15 protein-coding genes are annotated in these 19,171 nt (G+C 43.9%); 9 read left to right on the forward strand and 6 right to left on the reverse strand.

Going from position 1 to position 19,171, the window contains the following annotated elements; all coding sequences use genetic code 11:
* Positions 1-37: 37 nt before the first annotated feature.
* The 4 genes from lon (at position 38) to JMX50_RS01335 (ending at position 5,757) form a co-directional block, all read left to right on the forward strand.
* The gene (lon, locus tag JMX50_RS01320; protein WP_227670849.1) at positions 38-2,656 is read left to right on the forward strand and encodes an endopeptidase La; all 2,619 of its coding nucleotides are present in this window, start codon (positions 38-40) and stop codon (positions 2,654-2,656) included.
* Positions 2,657-2,925: 269 nt separating this feature from the next.
* Complete coding sequence (locus JMX50_RS01325; protein WP_201628141.1) at positions 2,926-3,876, forward strand: META domain-containing protein; 951 nt, start codon at positions 2,926-2,928, stop codon at positions 3,874-3,876.
* A 39-nt stretch (positions 3,877-3,915) separates the two neighbouring features.
* Positions 3,916-5,028, forward strand: coding sequence for an META domain-containing protein (locus JMX50_RS01330; protein WP_201628142.1), 1,113 nt, complete (start codon positions 3,916-3,918; stop codon positions 5,026-5,028).
* Positions 5,029-5,199: 171 nt separating this feature from the next.
* Positions 5,200-5,757, forward strand: a complete 558-nt coding sequence (locus tag JMX50_RS01335) for a superoxide dismutase family protein (protein WP_183620600.1) — start codon at positions 5,200-5,202, stop codon at positions 5,755-5,757.
* A 130-nt stretch (positions 5,758-5,887) separates the two neighbouring features.
* Here JMX50_RS01335 and topA read toward each other — a convergent pair whose 3' ends face one another.
* Positions 5,888-8,566: a type I DNA topoisomerase gene (topA, locus tag JMX50_RS01340; protein ID WP_201628143.1), complete on the reverse strand. Its 2,679-nt coding sequence runs from the start codon at positions 8,564-8,566 to the stop codon at positions 5,888-5,890.
* A gap of 282 nt (positions 8,567-8,848) precedes the next feature.
* Positions 8,849-9,421 (reverse strand): hypothetical protein, encoded by a 573-nt coding sequence (locus JMX50_RS01345; RefSeq protein WP_201628144.1) that lies wholly within the window; start codon positions 9,419-9,421, stop codon positions 8,849-8,851.
* Positions 9,422-9,762: 341 nt separating this feature from the next.
* Between JMX50_RS01345 and JMX50_RS01350 the strand changes: the two genes are divergently transcribed.
* Entirely contained in the window at positions 9,763-10,302 is a 540-nt protein-coding gene (locus JMX50_RS01350; protein ID WP_227670472.1) for a DUF2799 domain-containing protein, read from the forward strand.
* A gap of 253 nt (positions 10,303-10,555) precedes the next feature.
* Here JMX50_RS01350 and JMX50_RS01355 read toward each other — a convergent pair whose 3' ends face one another.
* The 3 genes from JMX50_RS01355 to JMX50_RS01365 form a co-directional block, all read right to left on the reverse strand.
* Complete coding sequence (locus tag JMX50_RS01355; RefSeq protein WP_201563135.1) at positions 10,556-10,957, reverse strand: ExbD/TolR family protein; 402 nt, start codon at positions 10,955-10,957, stop codon at positions 10,556-10,558.
* A gap of 119 nt (positions 10,958-11,076) precedes the next feature.
* A complete protein-coding gene (locus JMX50_RS01360; RefSeq protein WP_201628145.1) occupies positions 11,077-11,784 on the reverse strand; it encodes a MotA/TolQ/ExbB proton channel family protein in 708 nt (235 codons plus the stop codon).
* 111 nt (positions 11,785-11,895) lie between these two features.
* Positions 11,896-12,876 carry an energy transducer TonB gene (locus JMX50_RS01365; protein ID WP_201628146.1) on the reverse strand — a complete coding sequence of 327 codons (981 nt, stop codon included), beginning with the start codon at positions 12,874-12,876 and terminating at the stop codon, positions 11,896-11,898.
* A 421-nt stretch (positions 12,877-13,297) separates the two neighbouring features.
* Between JMX50_RS01365 and JMX50_RS01370 the strand changes: the two genes are divergently transcribed.
* From JMX50_RS01370 to JMX50_RS01385, 4 genes are all read left to right on the forward strand, one after another.
* The gene (locus JMX50_RS01370) at positions 13,298-14,350 is read left to right on the forward strand and encodes a siderophore ABC transporter substrate-binding protein (protein WP_201628147.1); all 1,053 of its coding nucleotides are present in this window, start codon (positions 13,298-13,300) and stop codon (positions 14,348-14,350) included.
* A 70-nt stretch (positions 14,351-14,420) separates the two neighbouring features.
* The gene (locus JMX50_RS01375) at positions 14,421-15,521 is read left to right on the forward strand and encodes an ABC transporter permease (RefSeq protein WP_201628148.1); all 1,101 of its coding nucleotides are present in this window, start codon (positions 14,421-14,423) and stop codon (positions 15,519-15,521) included.
* A 255-nt stretch (positions 15,522-15,776) separates the two neighbouring features.
* Positions 15,777-16,754 (forward strand): iron chelate uptake ABC transporter family permease subunit, encoded by a 978-nt coding sequence (locus JMX50_RS01380; RefSeq protein ID WP_413786806.1) that lies wholly within the window; start codon positions 15,777-15,779, stop codon positions 16,752-16,754.
* A gap of 168 nt (positions 16,755-16,922) precedes the next feature.
* Entirely contained in the window at positions 16,923-17,693 is a 771-nt protein-coding gene (locus JMX50_RS01385; protein WP_201628150.1) for an ABC transporter ATP-binding protein, read from the forward strand.
* A gap of 17 nt (positions 17,694-17,710) precedes the next feature.
* Here JMX50_RS01385 and JMX50_RS01390 read toward each other — a convergent pair whose 3' ends face one another.
* Complete coding sequence (locus JMX50_RS01390) at positions 17,711-19,054, reverse strand: PepSY-associated TM helix domain-containing protein (protein ID WP_201628151.1); 1,344 nt, start codon at positions 19,052-19,054, stop codon at positions 17,711-17,713.
* Between the last annotated feature and the right edge of the window lie 117 nt (positions 19,055-19,171).

Raw genomic sequence — 19,171 nt, forward strand, 5'->3', positions numbered from 1 at the left:
ACTTGACTTTACAAGTCTGGTGAACGAGGAAGAATATATGAGTGAACATAAAATTGCCCAAGACAATATCGACATCGATGTCGACGTTTCATCTAACGTTTCTGATGATAATGCGCTAAATACTTCATCTGGCGATATGTTAGAAAACGAGTCGGCGTCTGAAACGGTTAAAAAAGAAACTGTCGAAGACAATGAGAGTAAAGACAGCGATTCTGAAGACATTAAAGCTAAAGACGCTGAAGAAAACTATCTACCGCTACTAGCATTACGCGATGTGGTTGTTTATCCGCATATGCAGATTGCCTTGTTTGTCGGTCGCGCGCCCTCGGTAAAAGCCGTGGAATTGGCACAAGCCGAATATGGTAATAAAGTATTGGTCGTGGCACAAAAAGACTCGCTGACCGAAGATATTGATCAAGACAACTTGTATCAGTACGGAACTGTGTGCCGCATCGTCAGCACCATGCCGCATGATAGCGATGAAAATTGCATCAAAGTATTGATTGAAGGTCAATACCGCGCGCGCGTCAATAACATTGAAAATCATGACGAGCTATTGATGGCAAGCTTTGACCGTGCTGACCTCGATGTCAGTATGGATGAGAGCCAGCAAAAAAACACCATCCAAGCCTTAACGACGTTGTTTGAAGGCTATGCCGACGCCCGTCTACGTAATGCTCGTGAGCTAACTCGTGTGGCAAAACGCATCGATGATTTACTTGAATTGGTTTATTTCATCTCAACCCGCGTGTCGATGGATTTGGATATTAAGCAGTCGTTTTTAGAAGAAGACGATATCAAAACCCACATCAATACCTTGACCGAGTATTTGGTTAAGCAAAGTGCTGAACAAAATATCGAGCAAGATATCCAAGATGCGGTTCGTCAGCAGATGGAAGACAACCAGCGTGAGTACTTCTTAAACGAGAAAATGAAAGCCATCAAGAACGAGCTGTCAGATATGAATGATGGTGCTTTCGATGGTGAAGACGACGTGGCTGAGCTTGAACAGCGCCTAGAAGATGCTGACTTGCCAGAAGATGTGCGCAAAAAAGCAGAGCAAGAGCTGAAGAAACTCAAAATGATGCCACCTGCATCGAGTGAATCGTCAGTGGTGCGCAACTATATTGAGTGGATTTTGGATACGCCGTGGAATGCGACAACCAAAGTTTCGATTAATTTAGAAAAAGCTAAAACGGTATTAGACGAAGATCATTATGGCTTGCAAGATGTCAAAGACCGTATCTTAGAATACCTCGCCGTACAGTCGCGGGTGAAAAAACTGCGCGGGCCGATTCTTTGTTTAGTTGGTCCTCCGGGTGTTGGTAAAACCTCATTAGGTGAGTCGATTGCGCGCGCTACTGGTCGTAAGTTTGTGCGTATGGCGCTTGGCGGCGTCCGTGATGAAGCGGAAATCCGTGGTCATCGCCGTACCTATATCGGTGCGATGCCGGGTAAAATTGTGCAGTCATTGGCAAAAGTCGAAGTCAAAAACCCGCTATTTTTATTAGATGAAATCGATAAAATGGCGCAAGACTTCCGCGGTGATCCAGCGTCAGCCTTGCTTGAAGTGCTCGATCCATCACAGAACGATACCTTTAACGACCATTATTTAGATATGGACTTAGATTTATCGCAAGTGATGTTTATCTGTACCGCCAACAGCATGGATATCCCGCCTGCCCTGCTTGACCGTATGGAAGTCATTCGTCTACCGGGTTATACCGAAGAAGAAAAGGTCAATATTGCGCAGAAATATCTTGTGCCAAAAGCAATTAAAAATAATGGCCTTAAAGAAGGTGAAATTGAGATTGTAGAAGCGGCATTGCATAGCATCGTGCGTAGCTATACCCGTGAAGCCGGTGTGCGTAACCTTGAGCGTGAAGTCAATAAAATCTGCCGCAAAGTGGTTCGCGGTTCGGTTGAAACCCATGGCGCACGCGCTCCTAAGAAAGCAGAACGTGAGCTGGTAGTAGTCGATGACAAAAACATCGATGACTATCTAGGCGTCCATCAGTACGACTACGGTCTAGCAGAAGAAGAGCCTGAGATTGGTCGTATTACGGGTCTTGCTTGGACACAAGTCGGTGGCGAGCTATTAACCATCGAAGCGGTGGCGATGAAAGGTAAAGGCGAGCTAAGCTTTACCGGTTCACTCGGCGATGTCATGAAAGAGTCGATTCGCGCTGCAATGAGTGTGGTGCGTGCTCGCGGTGACAGCTTAGGGATTGATTACGAGACCTTTAAAACCACTGACGTCCACGTGCATATGCCTGAAGGCGCGACCCCGAAAGACGGTCCATCTGCTGGTGGTGCGCTCACGACAGCGCTGGTCTCTGCCTTAACTGGCATTGCCATTCGTCCAGATATTGCGATGACAGGCGAGATTACCTTGCGCGGTAAAATCCTACGCATCGGTGGTCTAAAAGAGAAGCTACTTGCTGCGCATCGCGGTGGTATCAAGCATGTGTTGATTCCAGCGACCAACGAGCGTGACTTGGCTGATATCCCTGATAACGTTAAAGCTGGTCTGACTATTCAGCCAGTCGCGACGATTGACGAGATATTAAAAGTAGCGTTGGTGAGTATGCCAGTGCCACTAAAACCTGCCAAAGTAACGGTTGATAAAACCTCAAGCAAAGCGCTGCATAACTAATCTGATTCGTTACTAATCCAGTCTTACAAATTAAAGAGCCGCTTATCGTCATGATGGGCGGCTTTTTTTGGTAATAATAAAAAACAATCTGGTCAAAACCCTGTGCTATATTTTAGACAAATGTTTATTTGGTAATAGCCATAATGTTAAACCACCTGATTTTAAACCGCTTAACTCTATCTGTATTACTTACTGTTTCGCTTCCGGTAGCATTAACAAGTTGTCAGTCTAATATTGCAAAAGATAATTCTACACCTACTAACTCAATAGTGACTGGCTCTAGCACTTCTGCTCCAATACTATCTGAGCAAGTGATAAATGTTGAAAGTGTCAATCACTTTGATTGGAAATTGGTGCGCTGGATAGACAATCAAGGTATTGTTAATGATGTCGATACCGTACCGCCGTTAATGCTTGACGTGCGTCCTAGTAATTTAGTGTTTAAATATGACTGCCAGCGCTATCGCTTAAACCATGATGGTTATCAAGATTACACTTACAGCTCATACGGCGTAACTACCATTACGCAGCCTTCTTGCTTAATAACTAATAAACAAGCAGCTCACAATATCTTTCAGTATTTAGAACGATTATTTCCTGAATACGGCAGAGGACGTTTTAACCTTAGAATCACTTCACCATCTACACAAACAAAATCGTTTTCATTTTTGAATAAACTTACTCCAAAAAAACCAGCGCCTTATGAGCTGGTCTTAAATGTTCAGGACAAGCAGCTTGTATTTGAAGGTACACTTAAGACCCTACAACCAGTAACGGGACTAGCCATTACTTATGAGTTTCTAAAAGAATATCAATGGCGATTGGTAAGCGCAGTCGATAGCAATCAAAAAACCATCATTGAGCTTAGTCGTCCAGATTTTCCAGTGACTGCCTATTTTGCTTACCCAATGTATAACGATGAGCATCATGTTGGCTTTAGCTCTGATTGTAATGGTGTTGGTGGTTCTTACATTTTAACGCCTGACAATAAATTGTTGATTGGTTCAAGCCCCCAAACTATGATGGGGTGTAGTCCTAAACGTGAAGCGGCAGAAGATAAAATCAGCGAACTTGAACAGTTAAGCAAAAGCCAATTGACCTTACAAAGATTACCAAATACCAATCTCGACTCCTCAAGCTTACCCTATTATTTACTTACTCAAAAACTTGATACGGGCGAAACACTCATTTGGAAAAACGAAGTAAAGGAAACACCTTAGCCCCTATTCATTTTCATATTTTTTAAAAAGGATTTTACAATGCTCCTGCCAAATATAAAGCGCTCATTAACTATTATCAGCTTGTCTGTAGCAGTGGGATTAATGGGTTGCCAGTCTGCGCCATTGAATAGTATCCAGCAGACCACTATCGTCAACGCCCCTGTTATTAAAGATAAATCTAACTTTACTGACGAGATAGTAATTAAAGAATCACAAGTAATGCAATGGGTAGCTCACTATGACTGGCAATTGGCGCAAGTAATTCATCAAAACGGTAACATAGTCGACATCGAAAATTTTGCACCGATTACCTTAGCAATAGAACCCAGTGCAGTCAGATTTTATCAAGGCTGTGAACAGTATATGATGGATTTTCAGTCGATGTCCGCGCCGCCTTATCCCTATTATTCTCATCTTGCTAAAGTACCCACAACTTGTCATAACGATACTAACTCTGATAATAAAACTGTGATTACAGAGGATAATAGTATTCAATCGTTATTTGTTAAGTACGCACCTGTTAGGCTTAATTTTGAGTTATTGCCAACTTCGCATTTAACATCAGAATCAGCGCCAGTCGCCATACAAGCTGCCCCTAAACGTTTGGCACTTAATATCGAAAACGGTAATCGCTTAATTTTTATAGGCTCACCTAAAGCATTAGCAGCTCCCACTGGATTGCCCATTACTAACGAGTTATTAGAGCAGTATCATTGGACGCTGGTGAGTGCCGTCAGTAATACTTATGAGGCAAAAGGGGAATTAACTAGAAAATCTTTGGGCAATTTTTATCACCCCGATCACCCTATTTCAGCGAGCTTTGAGAGTTGGCCTAACAACCAATACGCATCCTTTAGCTCAGGCTGTAACGGCTCGCGCGCGCCCTATTTTTTACTCAATGATAATACTTTCAAAGTCGGCACCATCATTAGCACTGTAATGGGCTGCGGTGAGACAGGCAATAGAATCGAGTCCGCTTTGTTTGATTTGATGCGTGATAGCAGCAGTCAGCTAACGCTAAGTTTGCAACCTTCACAGCCAATATCGCCAACAGCAGACAATCAGACCGATATGCCTCGTTATAATTTATTGCAAACGATGGCAACAGGCGAAACCTTAGTATGGCAAAACGAAGTAAAGAAAATACCGTAAACCATTTGCAAACCCATACGATACTTACATTTATTAACCGATTGTTGCGCATTTGATGAATAACTATATCTAACGCTTGGCTATACTGGTTGCGGTATTAGGCAATATTTGAATATCTTAACTAAAACTATAGAAACTCATCATAACGATTAAATATAAATGGAGATAATAATGAATAAGACGATGCTTGCAAGTGCCCTATTATGTGGTTCAGCGTTGGTAATGACGGGTTGCCAAACCGTCGAGGGTCAAATGCAAACCGGTAATCCACTGAGCCAACCTGCGCTAAAATCTACTATCAATGCAGTCGCTGGTAATAAAAATGAAGTGGGTCAAGTATTCCTACGTCCAGTTGATGGCGGCGTACAAGTCTACGGTAAGCTCATGAATCTGCAACCAGGTAAAACGGTATCACTACACATCCATGAAACGGGTAGCTGTGCTGATATGGGTAAAGCGGCAGGTGGTCACTTTAATCCAGATAACAAACCGCACTCTAACCCTGATGATATGAATGGTCATGCGGGCGACTTGCCGAACTTAACCGCCAATGCCGATGGTGTTGCTACTATCAACTTTGTAAATAAGAAAATCTCCGCTGCTGATGCCGGTAAATATAGTGTTAACCGTTTAGCCTTTATCGTGCACAGCGGTGTTGACGACTATACTAGCCAGCCAGCTGGTAATGCAGGCGATCGCGTTGCTTGCGGTATCATCGAAAAGAACTAATCGTATTTAGCCAATAACTTTTAAAGCTCAATACTGTTAGTATCATTAAAATTGATAGCATAAAAAAACCTCTTAGATTATCTAAGAGGTTTTTTTATTTGAAGTGAGTTATGGTAAAAGTAAAACAGGTTTACTCTTCTACCCATTCACCATTACGCCAATACACACCCCAACGCGTGGCTTTGCCGTTTTTCTCAGAGCCGATATACTGCTCTTTTTTCTTACGCGACCAGCGCAAAATGGTTGGATTGCCATCAGGGTCTTCGTCTGGACCTGCAAACAGATACTGGAATTTATCTTCCATCTTATCTTTGATTTCGCGTAACTCAGCAAGCTTTGGCGGACGTGTTTCGCGTACTTTCGGGAACTTAGATGCTGCTAAGAACATCCCAGCCGCGCCTTCACGTAAGATAAAGTAATCATCGTGCTTGGTTGATTTTAGCTCTGGCAAATGGATAGGATCCATACGCGGCGGCGCAGCTTCGCCAGTTTTGAGTACTTTACGGGTATTGTCACATTTCTGACAAGCAAAGTATGGACCAAAACGTCCGGTTTTTAGCTCCATCTGCCCATCACATTTATTACAGTCGATGGTTGGGGCGTCTGAACCCGGTACTTCAAACTTACCTTCTTCTAAGATATAACCGTCGCAATCAGGGTTATTACCACAGATATGCAGCTTAAGACCACCGTCGACGATATAGCCATTCATGGCCGTACCGCATTTCGGGCAGCGCTTTTTCTCCATCAAATCTTTAACTTCAGCCGCTTCGTCATCGCTGTCGCTATCATCAAGATTGGCAAACGCTTCGACTGGCATTAAGTTCTTAGTGCCTTTACAGCGCTCTTTTGGTGGTAAATTATAGCCAGTACAACCTAAGAATACACCCGTTGAGCCGGTACGCAGCTGCATCGGACGATCGCAAATATCGCAATGTACATCTGGCACATCGGTTGGATCATTCGGACGCATGCCGTCTTTTTCTTTGGCACGATCTAGGGTCTTTTTAAAGTCGCCATAGAAATTATCGAGGACATCTTTCCAGTCGGTATCGCCTTCAGCGACATGGTCAAGCTTGTCTTCTAGCGCAGCAGTAAAGGTATAATCCATCAAGTCTGGGAAACTTGCCGTCAATCTGTCAGTGACGATATCACCCATTTTTTCAGCAAATAAACGCTTATTTTCAAGCTTCACATAACCGCGATCTTGAATGGTCGAGATGATAGAAGCATAAGTCGATGGACGACCGATACCTTTTTTCTCAAGCTCTTTGACCAAGCTTGCTTCGGTATAGCGCGGTGGCGGCTTGGTAAAGTGTTGACTAGGATCAAGCTTATCGAGCGTTAACTTATCGCCTTTTTTGACATCTGGAAGCAAAGTATCGTCAGTCTTCGCTGGTGGCATGACTTTAGTAAAGCCATCAAACACTAAGGTACGACCGCGGGCTTTTAGCTCAACATCATTGGCAGCGACGAATAGATTCACTGATAAGTATTTTGCTGGCAGCATCTGACAAGCCACAAACTGACGCCAAATCAGCTCATATAGACGTATCGCATCACGCTCAACCCCTTTTAGCTGGGTTGATTTCATATTGACGTTAGACGGACGAATGGCTTCATGCGCCTCTTGTGCGCCTTGTTTATTGCCATAGAAGTTCGGCTTTTCTGGCACATACTTTGCGCCATAGCTGTCTTCGATATATCCACGAACAGCAGCCAATGCATCACCCGACAAGAATGTCGAGTCGGTACGCATATAAGTAATATGACCGGCTTCGTATAAACGCTGCGCCAAAATCATGGTTTTCTTAACTGAAAAACCTAAGCGCGTGCTTGCTGCTTGCTGCAATGTTGAGGTAATAAACGGCGCACTGGGACGCGATTGCGTTGGCTTCTCTTCGCGCTCTTTAACGATAAAGTCGCTTGAATTAAGCACTGCTAATACTTTATCGGTCTGTTCTTTATTGACAAGCTTTAGCGTTTTGCCACCTTGCTTGGTTGCCTCTAAACGAATCGCAATTTGCTCAGCGTCTGTGGCTTTGCTGGCTTTACTATCAGCAATATGGGTATCAGCATGAATCTGCCAGTATTCTTCTGGGATAAAGGCGCGAATCTCATGCTCACGCTCAACCACCAAACGCATGGCAACGGACTGGACACGACCTGCTGACAGACCGCGAGCAACCTTTTGCCACAGCAGCGGCGATACCATAAAGCCAACCACGCGGTCTAAAAAGCGCCGCGCTTGTTGGGCGTTAACACGGTCAATATCAAGTTTTGATGGTTGCTTAAAGGCATTTTGAATGGCGGATTTGGTAATCTCGTTAAAGACCACGCGCTCATACTTACTGTCTGCGCCGCCGATGACTTCTTTTAGATGCCAAGCAATCGCTTCCCCTTCTCTATCCATATCCGTTGCGAGATAGATTTTATCAGCGTCTTTAGCTAAGGCTTTAAGCTCTTTGATGACCTTGGTCTTGTTGGGCAATACTTCATAGACTGCCGCCCAGTTATGTTCTGGGTCAACGCCCATGCGCCGTACCAATGCTTGTTGGGTTTTTTCTTCTTTGCTCAGGCTGTCATCTTTTTTGCTCGCCGCTGGCTTCTTCGCGCTTTTGCTCGCGCCCACTGGCAAATCACGCACATGACCGATACTTGAGCGTACGATAAAGTCGTCGCCCAAGTATTTGTTAATGGTTTTTGCCTTGGCGGGTGATTCTACGATCACCAAAGACTTGCCCTTTGGACTGTCTTTAGTTTTGTCAGCAGCCGCAGCTGGACTTTTTTTGGTTGCGGGTTTTGCCATAAGTGACGACACCATAATAAGTAGATTAAAATAAGGATAAATTCAGCAGCATGGCAATTTATAATAGTTAGTTATAATGGCTCAGCGAATTATTGTAGTAAGGGCTGCTGATAAAAACGGTTATAAAACAAACAATAACCATAACGCATACATACAGTTATAAAGACGTTACACTGCTAAGCATTAAGCTGTCAACTTAAAATGACTGAGAGTTTGCCAAAAGGACTTGCATATTGCCTCTTAATGGAGACGAAAAACTAATTTGCTAGCTTGCAACGACTTTTATAGCTGCTTTTGCATCTGTAATGCCCATCTCTCAAGGTTTTCTTTCAGTATTAATAAGTCGGTTTCAATGGCTTTTTGCTGATAAGCAGGGTTGGTTATGGGGCGCACATAGGCAATATCTTCCCAATAAATAATAATGCTATTCGACTTAACCAATAATGCTTTTACAAATGGCTCAATACCAACGGGCAGCGCTAAAGGCTCTTTATCCAAGCTAAAATTGGCCTGTATTGCTAAGCCATTGTTTAAGCTGTTGTTGTCGCTACTGGCATTGATATTGTTACTGCTGGCATTGCTAGCCGGACGCCATTGTCCATCTATCACCTGATAGCGCGTCAACGGCAGCTTGACATTATCCAGCACCAAACCATATTGTCCAATCATGCCGCGACCATACTCATTGTCTTTGCCCTTTACCCAATCTGGGCAAGTAACTAACTTGGGATTGAGTTGTAAGCGACGCGCCGTCATACGCAGCTTATCCAAACGCTGGTCGATTCCGCTAGGTTTGAGCGCCATCATACTCCCTAATACGAATAGTACAATGGCGATCGCAATCCACATTCCCATAACAGTCAGACCTTTTAGCTTAAATGAAGTAATGCTATAAATTAAAATAGGGCTAATAACCTATAAGCGTGGTTATTGATATAAAAAGCTTAAATACAAACGGCTGCTAGCTAGGTGCTTATAATGAGCGCAAACCTTTAAAAATCAAGCGCCCTTAAATGCTATCGTTGATAACTAGCGAAATGCTGAGTAAACCTGGCACTTAGCAATGCCTTATTATTTATAGTGGTATATCAAATACTTAGTACAGAAAGCCACTGATTCGATAACAAGATGCAAAAAGTTGGTCGCCTAAAAAAGTGCTATGATAAACCATAATTTTAAACACGCGCAGGTTTATTATGAATTATCATCTTAAGCGAAACTCATCGACCGCCTCACAAGTAAGTAAATGCGTCGGTAAAATCATGCGTAAACCTCGTCTTGCTATCTCGCTAATGGGCGCGGCTTTGTTTACATTATCCGGCTGTGCGACGACCCAAAACTTAACGCCCGAACAATGCCAAAGTAGCAATTGGCAAGAAGTCGGCTATGCGGATGGTATCCGTGGGCGCTCAGGGGCCTACTTTGGGCACTATACCAATCAATGCGCAAGTGTCGTTGGCGCAACGCCAAACCGCGTATTGTGGGAACAAGGTCGCCAGCAAGGGCTGAAAAATTACTGTACTGAGCTCAATGCTTATAAGCTTGGCCGCGAAGGCTATGATTGGCAGCCTGTCTGTCCGCTCGAAGGTATCGAAAAGCTCGAGGAAGCGTACTCCCAAGGGCGTTACTATTATATCCGCCAGCGTGACCTTGATTATCTGCGCTCGCCCTATCCGTTTGGTTATGGCTCTGGACGCTTAGGTTATGGTTATCGCCCATTTGGCTATGGCTGGTAATCGCTATATAAAGCATTCAACTTATAAGCTATTCGCTTAGCTCAAAGGCAGCTGAAAAAAAGATAACCTCGCAAGGTTGCCCAAGCGAGGCCGGAGAAAAGAGTTATTATTTTAATTATTCTTGTTATTGTCTTGGTTATTTTTTTATTGCTAAGCCTGCTGGTTTATCTTGGCAGTCTGTTTTTCTAGAGACTGTTTTTCTAAAGGCTGTTTTTCATAGCACATGTACTTTTGAGCATTACTCGTTTAAACCTTACTCGTTAACAAATGCAATCTTACTTAGCCCCGCTTGACTGGCAGCCGCCAATACTTGCGCCACGGTATCATACTTACCTTCTTTATCGGCACGCAGCTGGATAGACGGATCCTTACCGCTCGCCGACTGCGCTTGCAGACGCGCTGCTAACGCTTCCATACTGATAGGCTCATCATCCCAAAATAAACCCGCATCTTTATCAATGCTAATTTGAATGGCTTCTGGCGGCGCTTGGTTTAGCTCAGCACTGGTCTTTGGTAAATCTAAGGGTACGGTTGGGTTTAGCACCGTCGCCGTCAATAAAAAGATAATCATCAATACCAGCATGATATCAATAAGCGGAATAAGGTTCATCTCATTCATGCTTTGAACGTCATCATCACCCAATTGAAATGCCATAATTATTCTCAATATTGTTAATTAGCGTCTTTGCCGCTTGTGCTTCCAACTGATTTTCGCGTTGCTTTTTTTAAACTGCTTTTTAAACTGCTTTAGCTTAGCGCTTTATTGTTAAACAATCATGACAACTGCGCTGGCGCTGACTTGCGATAAGGTTTGGATGACTGAACGGCTTTTTGCTCAGAATTCATACTTTTGGTTGATTGTGCTTGATTGGCGCTAGACAAATTGTCTGCTGTTGATTGCTGAACTGATGGTTGCTGAGAAGCCGCAATGTCGGCAGATTGCGCCAATAAATCATGCGCTCTATCATTGGCATGGTACATCACGCGGCGATTGATACGCACTGAAAGGTTATAAAACACCACCGCTGGAATGGCAACAGCGATACCCAAACCCGTCATAATAAGAGCTTCACCAACTGGGCCTGCTACTTGCCCTAGTCCCGCTTGCCCACTGACACCAATATTATGTAGCGCATGAAAAATACCCCACACCGTGCCAAACAATCCGATAAATGGCGCAATTGCTGCCGTCGTACCAAGGATAGGCAGTCCGCGCTCACTGGCAAAACGGTAGCGACCGATATGCTTAAGTAAGGTCTGCTCAATCACCAAACGCCGTGTCGCACCATCCGTATCAACCAAACGTGCCTGCTTGCTATGAATCTGCGCACTCAAATCATCGGCGACACTAGCGGCCAGTTTGCGACTTTGCAGTATGCGAATGATACCGGTCACCCAAGAGACGATAGATAAGGCAAGGAGCAAGAAAAATAAGGTTCTGGTCACCATATCGCTATATTGCCAGTAGGTTGTAAAGTCCATATCAGACTCCTTAAAGTGGGATGTCATTACTTGTTATTTTATAATTATAGATAACAGTTGGCGGCAATAATGTGTGCCATTTAGATATCTTGATAACTGGTTTTTATATCTCTATGGAACTGTATAAGCGATAGGCAAGGTCACATTACCAACCACTGGCACACCGTTTTTGCTAAAGGGTTTAAATTTACCAGAGCGTACCTGACGCTGCGCCTCTTTATCGACCAGTGAGTTGCCTGATGATTGGGCAATTCTCACGCTATCGATACCGCCTTGTTTATTGACCCTTAGCACTAATACCACGTTGAGCGTATCGCCTGAACGGGCTCGCTTGGCGGCACGCTCAGTAAAGCTAAAGTTTGGCGCTGATGCCCAATTGGCATTGCTGGCGGTAAAATTGACAGGCTCATTACTCGCCGCCGCAGCTTTGGCGTCAGCATCTGCTTTTGCTCGAGCAGCCGCCTCTGTTGCTTCCCTTTCAGCCTTTGCCTGTGCTGCTTTTTGAGCGGCCTCTTTTGCAGTCTTTGCATCTGCAGCAGCTTGTGCCTCGCGGGCAGCTTTGGCGTCTGCAACTGCCCTAGCGTGGGCGTCTTGAGCGGCTTTTTCCGCTTGTGCCGCTATTATCTTACGTTGCTCATCGGCCATCGATGTATCTATTTTAGGAGATTCTTTCTTAATAACGTCAGGCTTTTTGTTTTCTACTTTAGCAACAGGTTCGACATCAGCCGTTTTGTTCTTTATCTCTGTTGGCTTTGCTGTTGGCTTTACTGTTACTACTTTAGCCTTCGGTTCTGCTATTGGTTTTTGTTGCGGCTGCGATTTAGGCGGTTCTATTCGCTCAGACTCTACTTTTGGCTGAGGCTTTTGCTGAGCGGTTAGTTGCTCCGCTTCTACCTCAGGCTCGGTATTTGGAGCAGGCAATGAGATTAACTCTATCTCGATAGGCAGCGTTTCTTTGATAGGCTCAATTTTAGGCTCAGACGGTTTTATCGTCACCAAAGCCACTGCCGTGAGCACATGTAATCCCACCACAACGATAATAGCGATAAGTATTGCTTTCAGTGGTGGCGCGTCTAAATCCGTTGAACTCATAACACCCTAACATTTAACCGTCATAGAATGGTGTCGATAATAATGCAAACGATAATTATTATCAATAGTAAATTTCCAATATCTTTAGTCTAATCTCTCATATTCTAGAAAATCCTGATCAGCAAAACCCAATATAAATAATTACTGACACCTTATGACGTAAGCATTTTATAAGATTAATATAGTAAAAATTGTCAACGTTAATAAAAACCATTATCATTGTTATTGATAATAAGTCTCAATTAATTTATCATGATGGCTGTTTTATGATACTTATATAAGCAATTTATCATAAAAAACCAATTATAAAGCAACGATAGAAAACAGCCTTGATAAGTTATAAGTTGATTCATTATTTAGCAGTTTTTATTTAGTATTTTTCCTATAAGACTGCCCAACCCTTTGATAAACCGAGTTATTTATGCCTACTACTTTATGCTCAAACCACAACGCTAGCCCCCTTTTTAAGCGTCCTTTATTAGCTGCCATGATGACAGCGCTGATTGCCAGCATTGGCATGGCAGGCTGTAGTTCGCCTGAATCCAATGACTCTGAGCCAGCAGATGCCAAGACTGAGAACCAAACGGCTGACAAATCCTCGAACGTTGCCAATAATGACAATGTTTCTGTGGCGACTATTGCCGTCGATACGACAAAAGGTAAGGTCGACTTGGCAATGAATCCGTCACCATTGGTCGTTTATGACATGACCTTGATGCAAGATTTGGCGGCACTTGATGTGGCGGTCGATGGCATGCCAAGTGGGCTTCATTTAGATAATTTACACTCAAAAACTCAGCCTGAACCAAAATCAGTCGGTACGGTATTTGAGCCAGACCTTGAAGCCTTGAACGCTATGCAGCCACAAGCTATCTTGGTCGGCTCACGGATGGCAGAAAAATACGACGCGCTATCAAGCATTGCGCCAACGCTTGATATGACCATTGATACGACAAATATTTATGAGTCGAGCAAGCAACGCCTGCATGATTTGGGCGCTTTGTTTGGTAAAAGTGCTCAGGCAGCGAAACTACAAGGCAATATTGATGGTCTTATCGCTGATACTAAAACCTTAACCAAAGATAAAGGTAAAGGCTTAGTGGTTATGGTGAATGGCAATAAGCTGTCCGCCTATGGTGATAAGTCGCGCTATGGTTTTATTCATACGGTATTAGATATCCCGATGGCTGATGACCAAATCGCCGACGCGCGTCACGGTCAGCCAATATCTTTTGAGTATCTACAAAAAACCAATCCAGACTGGCTATTCGTCGTCGATCGCAGTGCAGCAATTGGGGAAGATGGCGCTGGTGCAAAAGCAGTATTGGACAATCCATTGGTCGCGCAAACCAATGCTTGGAGTAAAGGACAAGTGGTTTACCTTAGCCCAGATTCTTACCTAGCATTTGGTGGCTACTATCAATGGATGCAGGACTTGACCACGATTAAAGATGCTTTTGCTAGCGCAAAATAAACGCAATTACTGTTCGAGCAACCGTTACTGATTGCATATTTAATCATTCATTTCTAAGCCAGTAGACGTTATGTCGTTATTTTCATCTCGCGCTGATGCCAGTGTCAAAGACAATCCTTCTTTGCCAGCTATACCATCAAGTTGGCAAAAAAAGACCCGCAATGGTCTGAGTCCTAACCATCAACGTGCCGCCATACCACCGTGGTTAATCAACACGGGCAGCCTCATTATGATGGGGCTTTTGGTGCTGCTAAGTCTATCGATTGGGGTGGCGGATTTTTCGTGGTCAGGTATCTTCCATAGTATTATCAATCATAGCGCCAACTCGGACAGCTCACTGCTATTGGTCAGCCGCATACCGCGCACCATTGCCATTATCTTGACTGGTATCGCTATGGCTGTTGCAGGGATGATTATCCAAGTGGTGCTAAAGAACCGCTTTGTTGAGCCATCGATGGTTGGGGCGACTCAAAGTGCGGCATTGGGATTATTGGTCGTCAGCTTACTGTTTCCTGCGAGTGCGCTGCTTATTAAAATGGGCGTCGCGACCATTACTGCAATGTTTGGCATGATGCTATTTATGCTGCTTATTCACCGTATTCCGCCGACGGATTTTTTAATGATTCCGCTGATTGGCATTGTTTTTGGCGGCATTATCGAGGCGGTGACAACTTTTATTGCTTATCAAACTGAGTCGTTACAGATGCTTAGCGTTTGGCAGTTTGGTGACTTCTCGGCTGTATTAGCGGGGCGTTATGAATTGCTCTGGCTGACAGGTGGATTGTGCGTACTGGCTTATATTATCGCCGACAAGCTAACCATCGTTGGGCTAGGGGATAATATCGCGCTGAACTTAGGAATTAGCAAACGCCAAGTCACGTGGCTTGGCGTCGGTATGGTGGCGATGATGAGCGCTGTCGTCGTTGTCACAGTTGGTATGATTCCCTTTATTGGCCTGGTCGTGCCCAATATCGTCAGCCGTCTGATGGGTGATAAATTACGCCGTAGCTTGCCAGCAGTCGCACTACTAGGTGCTTCAGCAGTACTGCTTTGCGATATCATCGGGCGCTCTATTCGTTATCCATTTGAAGTGCCAGTGGCCACTGTCTTTGGTGTGGTCGGTACGGTGCTGTTTTTATGGCTGTTATTACGCGCGCCTGCTGAGCAATAATATATATCACAATAAGACAGCTCCCTAATTGTTATTAACTCTTTTCTTAATTTATTCGTCCTGTTGTCTGATTAGATAAGCTTGGCGTTGTTACTATTAAAGGTAGCATAGTAGGATTTACGTATGTTCTCATCGTCTAAGCATAACTTTATAAATGACAGTTCTACAAAGACTGGCTCGGTAGAAAAGAGTGTTCTAGCAAATGATACTTTAGAAAATGATACTTTAGAAAATAACAGCTACGCTAATACTTCTATGCAAGGACGCTTAGCACAATTTTGGGCATTTATCGCCAACCATCCAAAATCAATTGCCGCCATTATTTTATTGATCTCAATGACGCTATTTTTGACGCTCAACGTCAATGGTTATTGGGATTTCGCGCTGCCGTTACGTGCTAAGAAATTACTGGCGCTAATGGTAGTCGGCTATGCGATTGGCGTATCGACCTTACTGTTTCAAACCTTAACGCACAATCCCATTCTGACGCCGTCACTATTGGGTTTTGATTCGCTATATGTTTTGCTACAAAGCTTATTGGTGTTCTTTTTGGGTGCGATGAGCTTTACCAGCATCAATCCTATTGCCAAATTTACCCTTGAGATTGTCCTCATGTTTGGCGCGTCGTTATTGTTATTTCGGCTGTTATTTTCAAAGAGCAGTCAGGATTTGACGCGGTTGATATTGGTAGGTGTCATCTTTGGCGTATTGTTTCGCAGCTTATCAGCATTGATTGCCCGCCTGATTAATCCTGATGATTTTGTCGTCGTACAATCTGCCAGTTACGCGCAATTTAATACAGTCAATCCACAGCTACTGGGTATCAGCCTCTTTATTTGTGTCATTAGCGCTGTATTCATCTGGCGCTGGTGCTATCAATGCGATGTATTGATGCTTGGCAAATCACAAGCGATTAACCTTGGTATTAATTATCAACGCCTAGCCTTTGGACTATTAACGGTCATCGCAGTATTGGTTGCCACGGCAACTGCTTTGGTCGGTCCGGTAACCTTTTTTGGCTTACTAGTCTGCGCTTTAACCAATCGCATCGCGCGGCACATGTATCATAGCGAGCGCCTGATATTGGTCAGTTTAGTAGCGATGATTTGCTTAGTACTCGGTCAGACGGTATTTGAGCAAGTATTGGGCATGGCAGGGGTACTGTCGGTAGTGATTGAATTGGCAGGCGGCTTGGTCTTCTTAATACTAATTTTTATGACCCAGCGCCGTTAATTATGGCTCAGTAAGACTGCACGGATCAAAAAAACTTTAACGACAAGATATATAAATACATACGAATGCTAGTGGAATAAATTTTTGCAGCCTCTGTCTGCATCGGCGCAGCAAGCGAAAAAAACTTATTCCATTAGCGTTATAGCGTTTTTAAATCGGACCAACTGTATGATTAAACTCGATAATATCTCCCACCATATTGGCAAACAACAAATCCTGCATGACATTACCTTGTCTTTACCACCCTCACAAGTGATTGCTTTAATTGGCCCCAATGGCGCAGGTAAATCCACCCTGTTTTCAGTAATGGCACGTTTGCAACCGCTACAGTCAGGACAGGTAAGTTTTGCTGTAGATAATGAGGAACGTGATATCGTCAGCTGTCATGCGCGAACCTTGTCTAAGACAGTAGCGATGCTTGGACAAGACAATCAAGTACAAGGGCGATTGCGCGTGCATGAGCTGCTGATGTTTGGGCGCTATCCCTATCATCAAGGGCAACCAACGGCGAACGATGAGCAAAAAGTGCAGGATATTATTGAACGCTTTGAGCTTGAGCCATTAGCCGAGCGTTTTTTATCAACATTGTCTGGTGGTCAGCGGCAGCGCGTACTGATTGCGATGATTGTCTGCCAAGATACGCCGTATTTATTACTTGATGAGCCGCTAAATAATCTAGATATGTACCATGCTGGGCGTCTAATGCGTGAGCTATGCGAGCTGAGTCATAGCCAGCAAAAAACGGTGGTGATTGTCCTACATGATATCAATCAAGCGGCGCAGTTTGCCGATACCGTGGTCACGATGAAAGCAGGTCAGGTAATGGCCGTTGGTAAACCTGCCGATGTCATTACCCAAGAGACAATGAAGGACCTATATAATGTCGATGTGACGGTATTAAATCATCAAGGTCGGCCAGTAATTATAGATACGGTTTAAAGGTATAAACATCAGTTTTATCTCAATTTTTGCAAAACCTTCAAACGTTGCTGTCTAACTTTATACCATAAATACACACCCGTACCGGATAATACCGCCACCGCTAATCCAATCAACGCTAAGAATATCTGATAGACAAAATGACTGACGCCGTGACTGATATGTCCCATATGCAGCGTCGATAACCATTGGTCAGCCTTACTGCCAAATGTGCTTTGATAACCAAAGTTAACGCGCACAACGCTACCGGTTGCTGCATCGACAGTGATAGACGAAGCGCCGCTGTGAATACCTATATCCTTATCCGTTTTAAAGCGCATCTGCCATTGATTGTCCTCTGCTACCCAGCGTATGCCCAATAACTGCTGCACGGTTACCCCGTTTTTTTGCGCGGCAAGATTCGCCCGCTTGCTAACATACTCAATACTATTGGTCTTATTGACAATATCAGCAGTTGCGTTGATAACTGGCGTAACATTTGGCAGAACTTGCGCGCTAAATTTATCCGGTTTATGCGACTTACCTTTTTCTCTTTCTTTACCTTCTTTACCTTCTCTGCTTTCAAGTCCGACCACCGCTTGCATCACAGGTTGATACACCGATTTCAAATTAAAACCGACACTCGACCAAGCAATGACAAATAGCATCAGCCACAGCCATAAACCAAAGGCGTGATGCACATCATAATTGAGCTTAAAGGTGTTGGTTTTGCGGCGTATTTTCCATGCCGGTAGCCAGCGTTTTAATACAGAAGCGCGTTTTTTAACTGTTTTTCGATGGGTTTCATGACTCTTCTTCAAGGTACGTGGCAAGGTTAAATAAAAGCCTATAAAGCAATTAATCGTCCATAGCAGTGCAATCACGCCTAATAGCAACTTACCGATATCGCCAAGCAATAAATCACGGTGTAGCCAAAACACCTTCCACATAGTATTGCGCCACGCCCATTCATCTTTATCACGCGTCCCTAAAATATCGCCGTTATAAGGGTTTATATAAACCTCTTGAAACGGCGCTTTTGGCTGATTTTTACTGGCCTTATCGCGGACTCTATCTACCGAAAATACCGCAGATTTATCCGCTGCTACTGAAGTTGGCATACTAGAAAAACTGTATTTTGGATAGGCGCTAATTACCTTATCATGCAGTATTGCAATGGGTAATGGCGGCGTATTTTGCTTATCGATGTGAGCCAATTTATGATTAAACGTAGTATCCAGCTCGTCATGGAATGCCAATAGCGCGCCAGTGAAACCCGCCATGATTAAAAACCCTGCCATCACAAGCCCCGTATAAAGGTGAATCCAAAGGCAAATGCGGCGCAGATTAAATGAAAAGGAGGACAATGAAAACGAGGTCATAAGTGCTGATTCTTTATAAATGTAGATAGTTAATCGTGATACCGTCAAAGTCGAAGCTGAGCACAATTTCCAAAAAAAGGGCGATAAAAAAGCCAGCTCTCTGTTATAGACAGCTGG

The organism is Psychrobacter maritimus (genome assembly GCF_904846345.1).
Classification (GTDB): Bacteria; Pseudomonadota; Gammaproteobacteria; order Pseudomonadales; family Moraxellaceae; genus Psychrobacter; species Psychrobacter maritimus.

Bases quoted from the DNA above. Each gene is read 5' to 3' on its own strand.
- JMX50_RS01390 (WP_201628151.1), bottom strand. From the start codon at position 19,054: ATGACCTCGTTTTCATTGTCCTCCTTTTCATTTAATCTGCGCCGCATT.
- JMX50_RS01350 (WP_227670472.1), top strand. From the start codon at position 9,763: ATGAATTATCATCTTAAGCGAAACTCATCGACCGCCTCACAAGTAAGT.
- topA (WP_201628143.1), bottom strand. From the start codon at position 8,566: ATGGCAAAACCCGCAACCAAAAAAAGTCCAGCTGCGGCTGCTGACAAA.
- JMX50_RS01335 (WP_183620600.1), top strand. From the start codon at position 5,200: ATGAATAAGACGATGCTTGCAAGTGCCCTATTATGTGGTTCAGCGTTG.
- JMX50_RS01345 (WP_201628144.1), bottom strand. From the start codon at position 9,421: ATGGGAATGTGGATTGCGATCGCCATTGTACTATTCGTATTAGGGAGT.
- JMX50_RS01360 (WP_201628145.1), bottom strand. From the start codon at position 11,784: ATGGACTTTACAACCTACTGGCAATATAGCGATATGGTGACCAGAACC.
- JMX50_RS01355 (WP_201563135.1), bottom strand. From the start codon at position 10,957: ATGGCATTTCAATTGGGTGATGATGACGTTCAAAGCATGAATGAGATG.
- lon (WP_227670849.1), top strand. From the start codon at position 38: ATGAGTGAACATAAAATTGCCCAAGACAATATCGACATCGATGTCGAC.
- JMX50_RS01380 (WP_413786806.1), top strand. From the start codon at position 15,777: ATGCAAGGACGCTTAGCACAATTTTGGGCATTTATCGCCAACCATCCA.
- JMX50_RS01375 (WP_201628148.1), top strand. From the start codon at position 14,421: ATGTCGTTATTTTCATCTCGCGCTGATGCCAGTGTCAAAGACAATCCT.
- JMX50_RS01365 (WP_201628146.1), bottom strand. From the start codon at position 12,876: ATGAGTTCAACGGATTTAGACGCGCCACCACTGAAAGCAATACTTATC.
- JMX50_RS01330 (WP_201628142.1), top strand. From the start codon at position 3,916: ATGCTCCTGCCAAATATAAAGCGCTCATTAACTATTATCAGCTTGTCT.
- JMX50_RS01385 (WP_201628150.1), top strand. From the start codon at position 16,923: ATGATTAAACTCGATAATATCTCCCACCATATTGGCAAACAACAAATC.
- JMX50_RS01370 (WP_201628147.1), top strand. From the start codon at position 13,298: ATGCCTACTACTTTATGCTCAAACCACAACGCTAGCCCCCTTTTTAAG.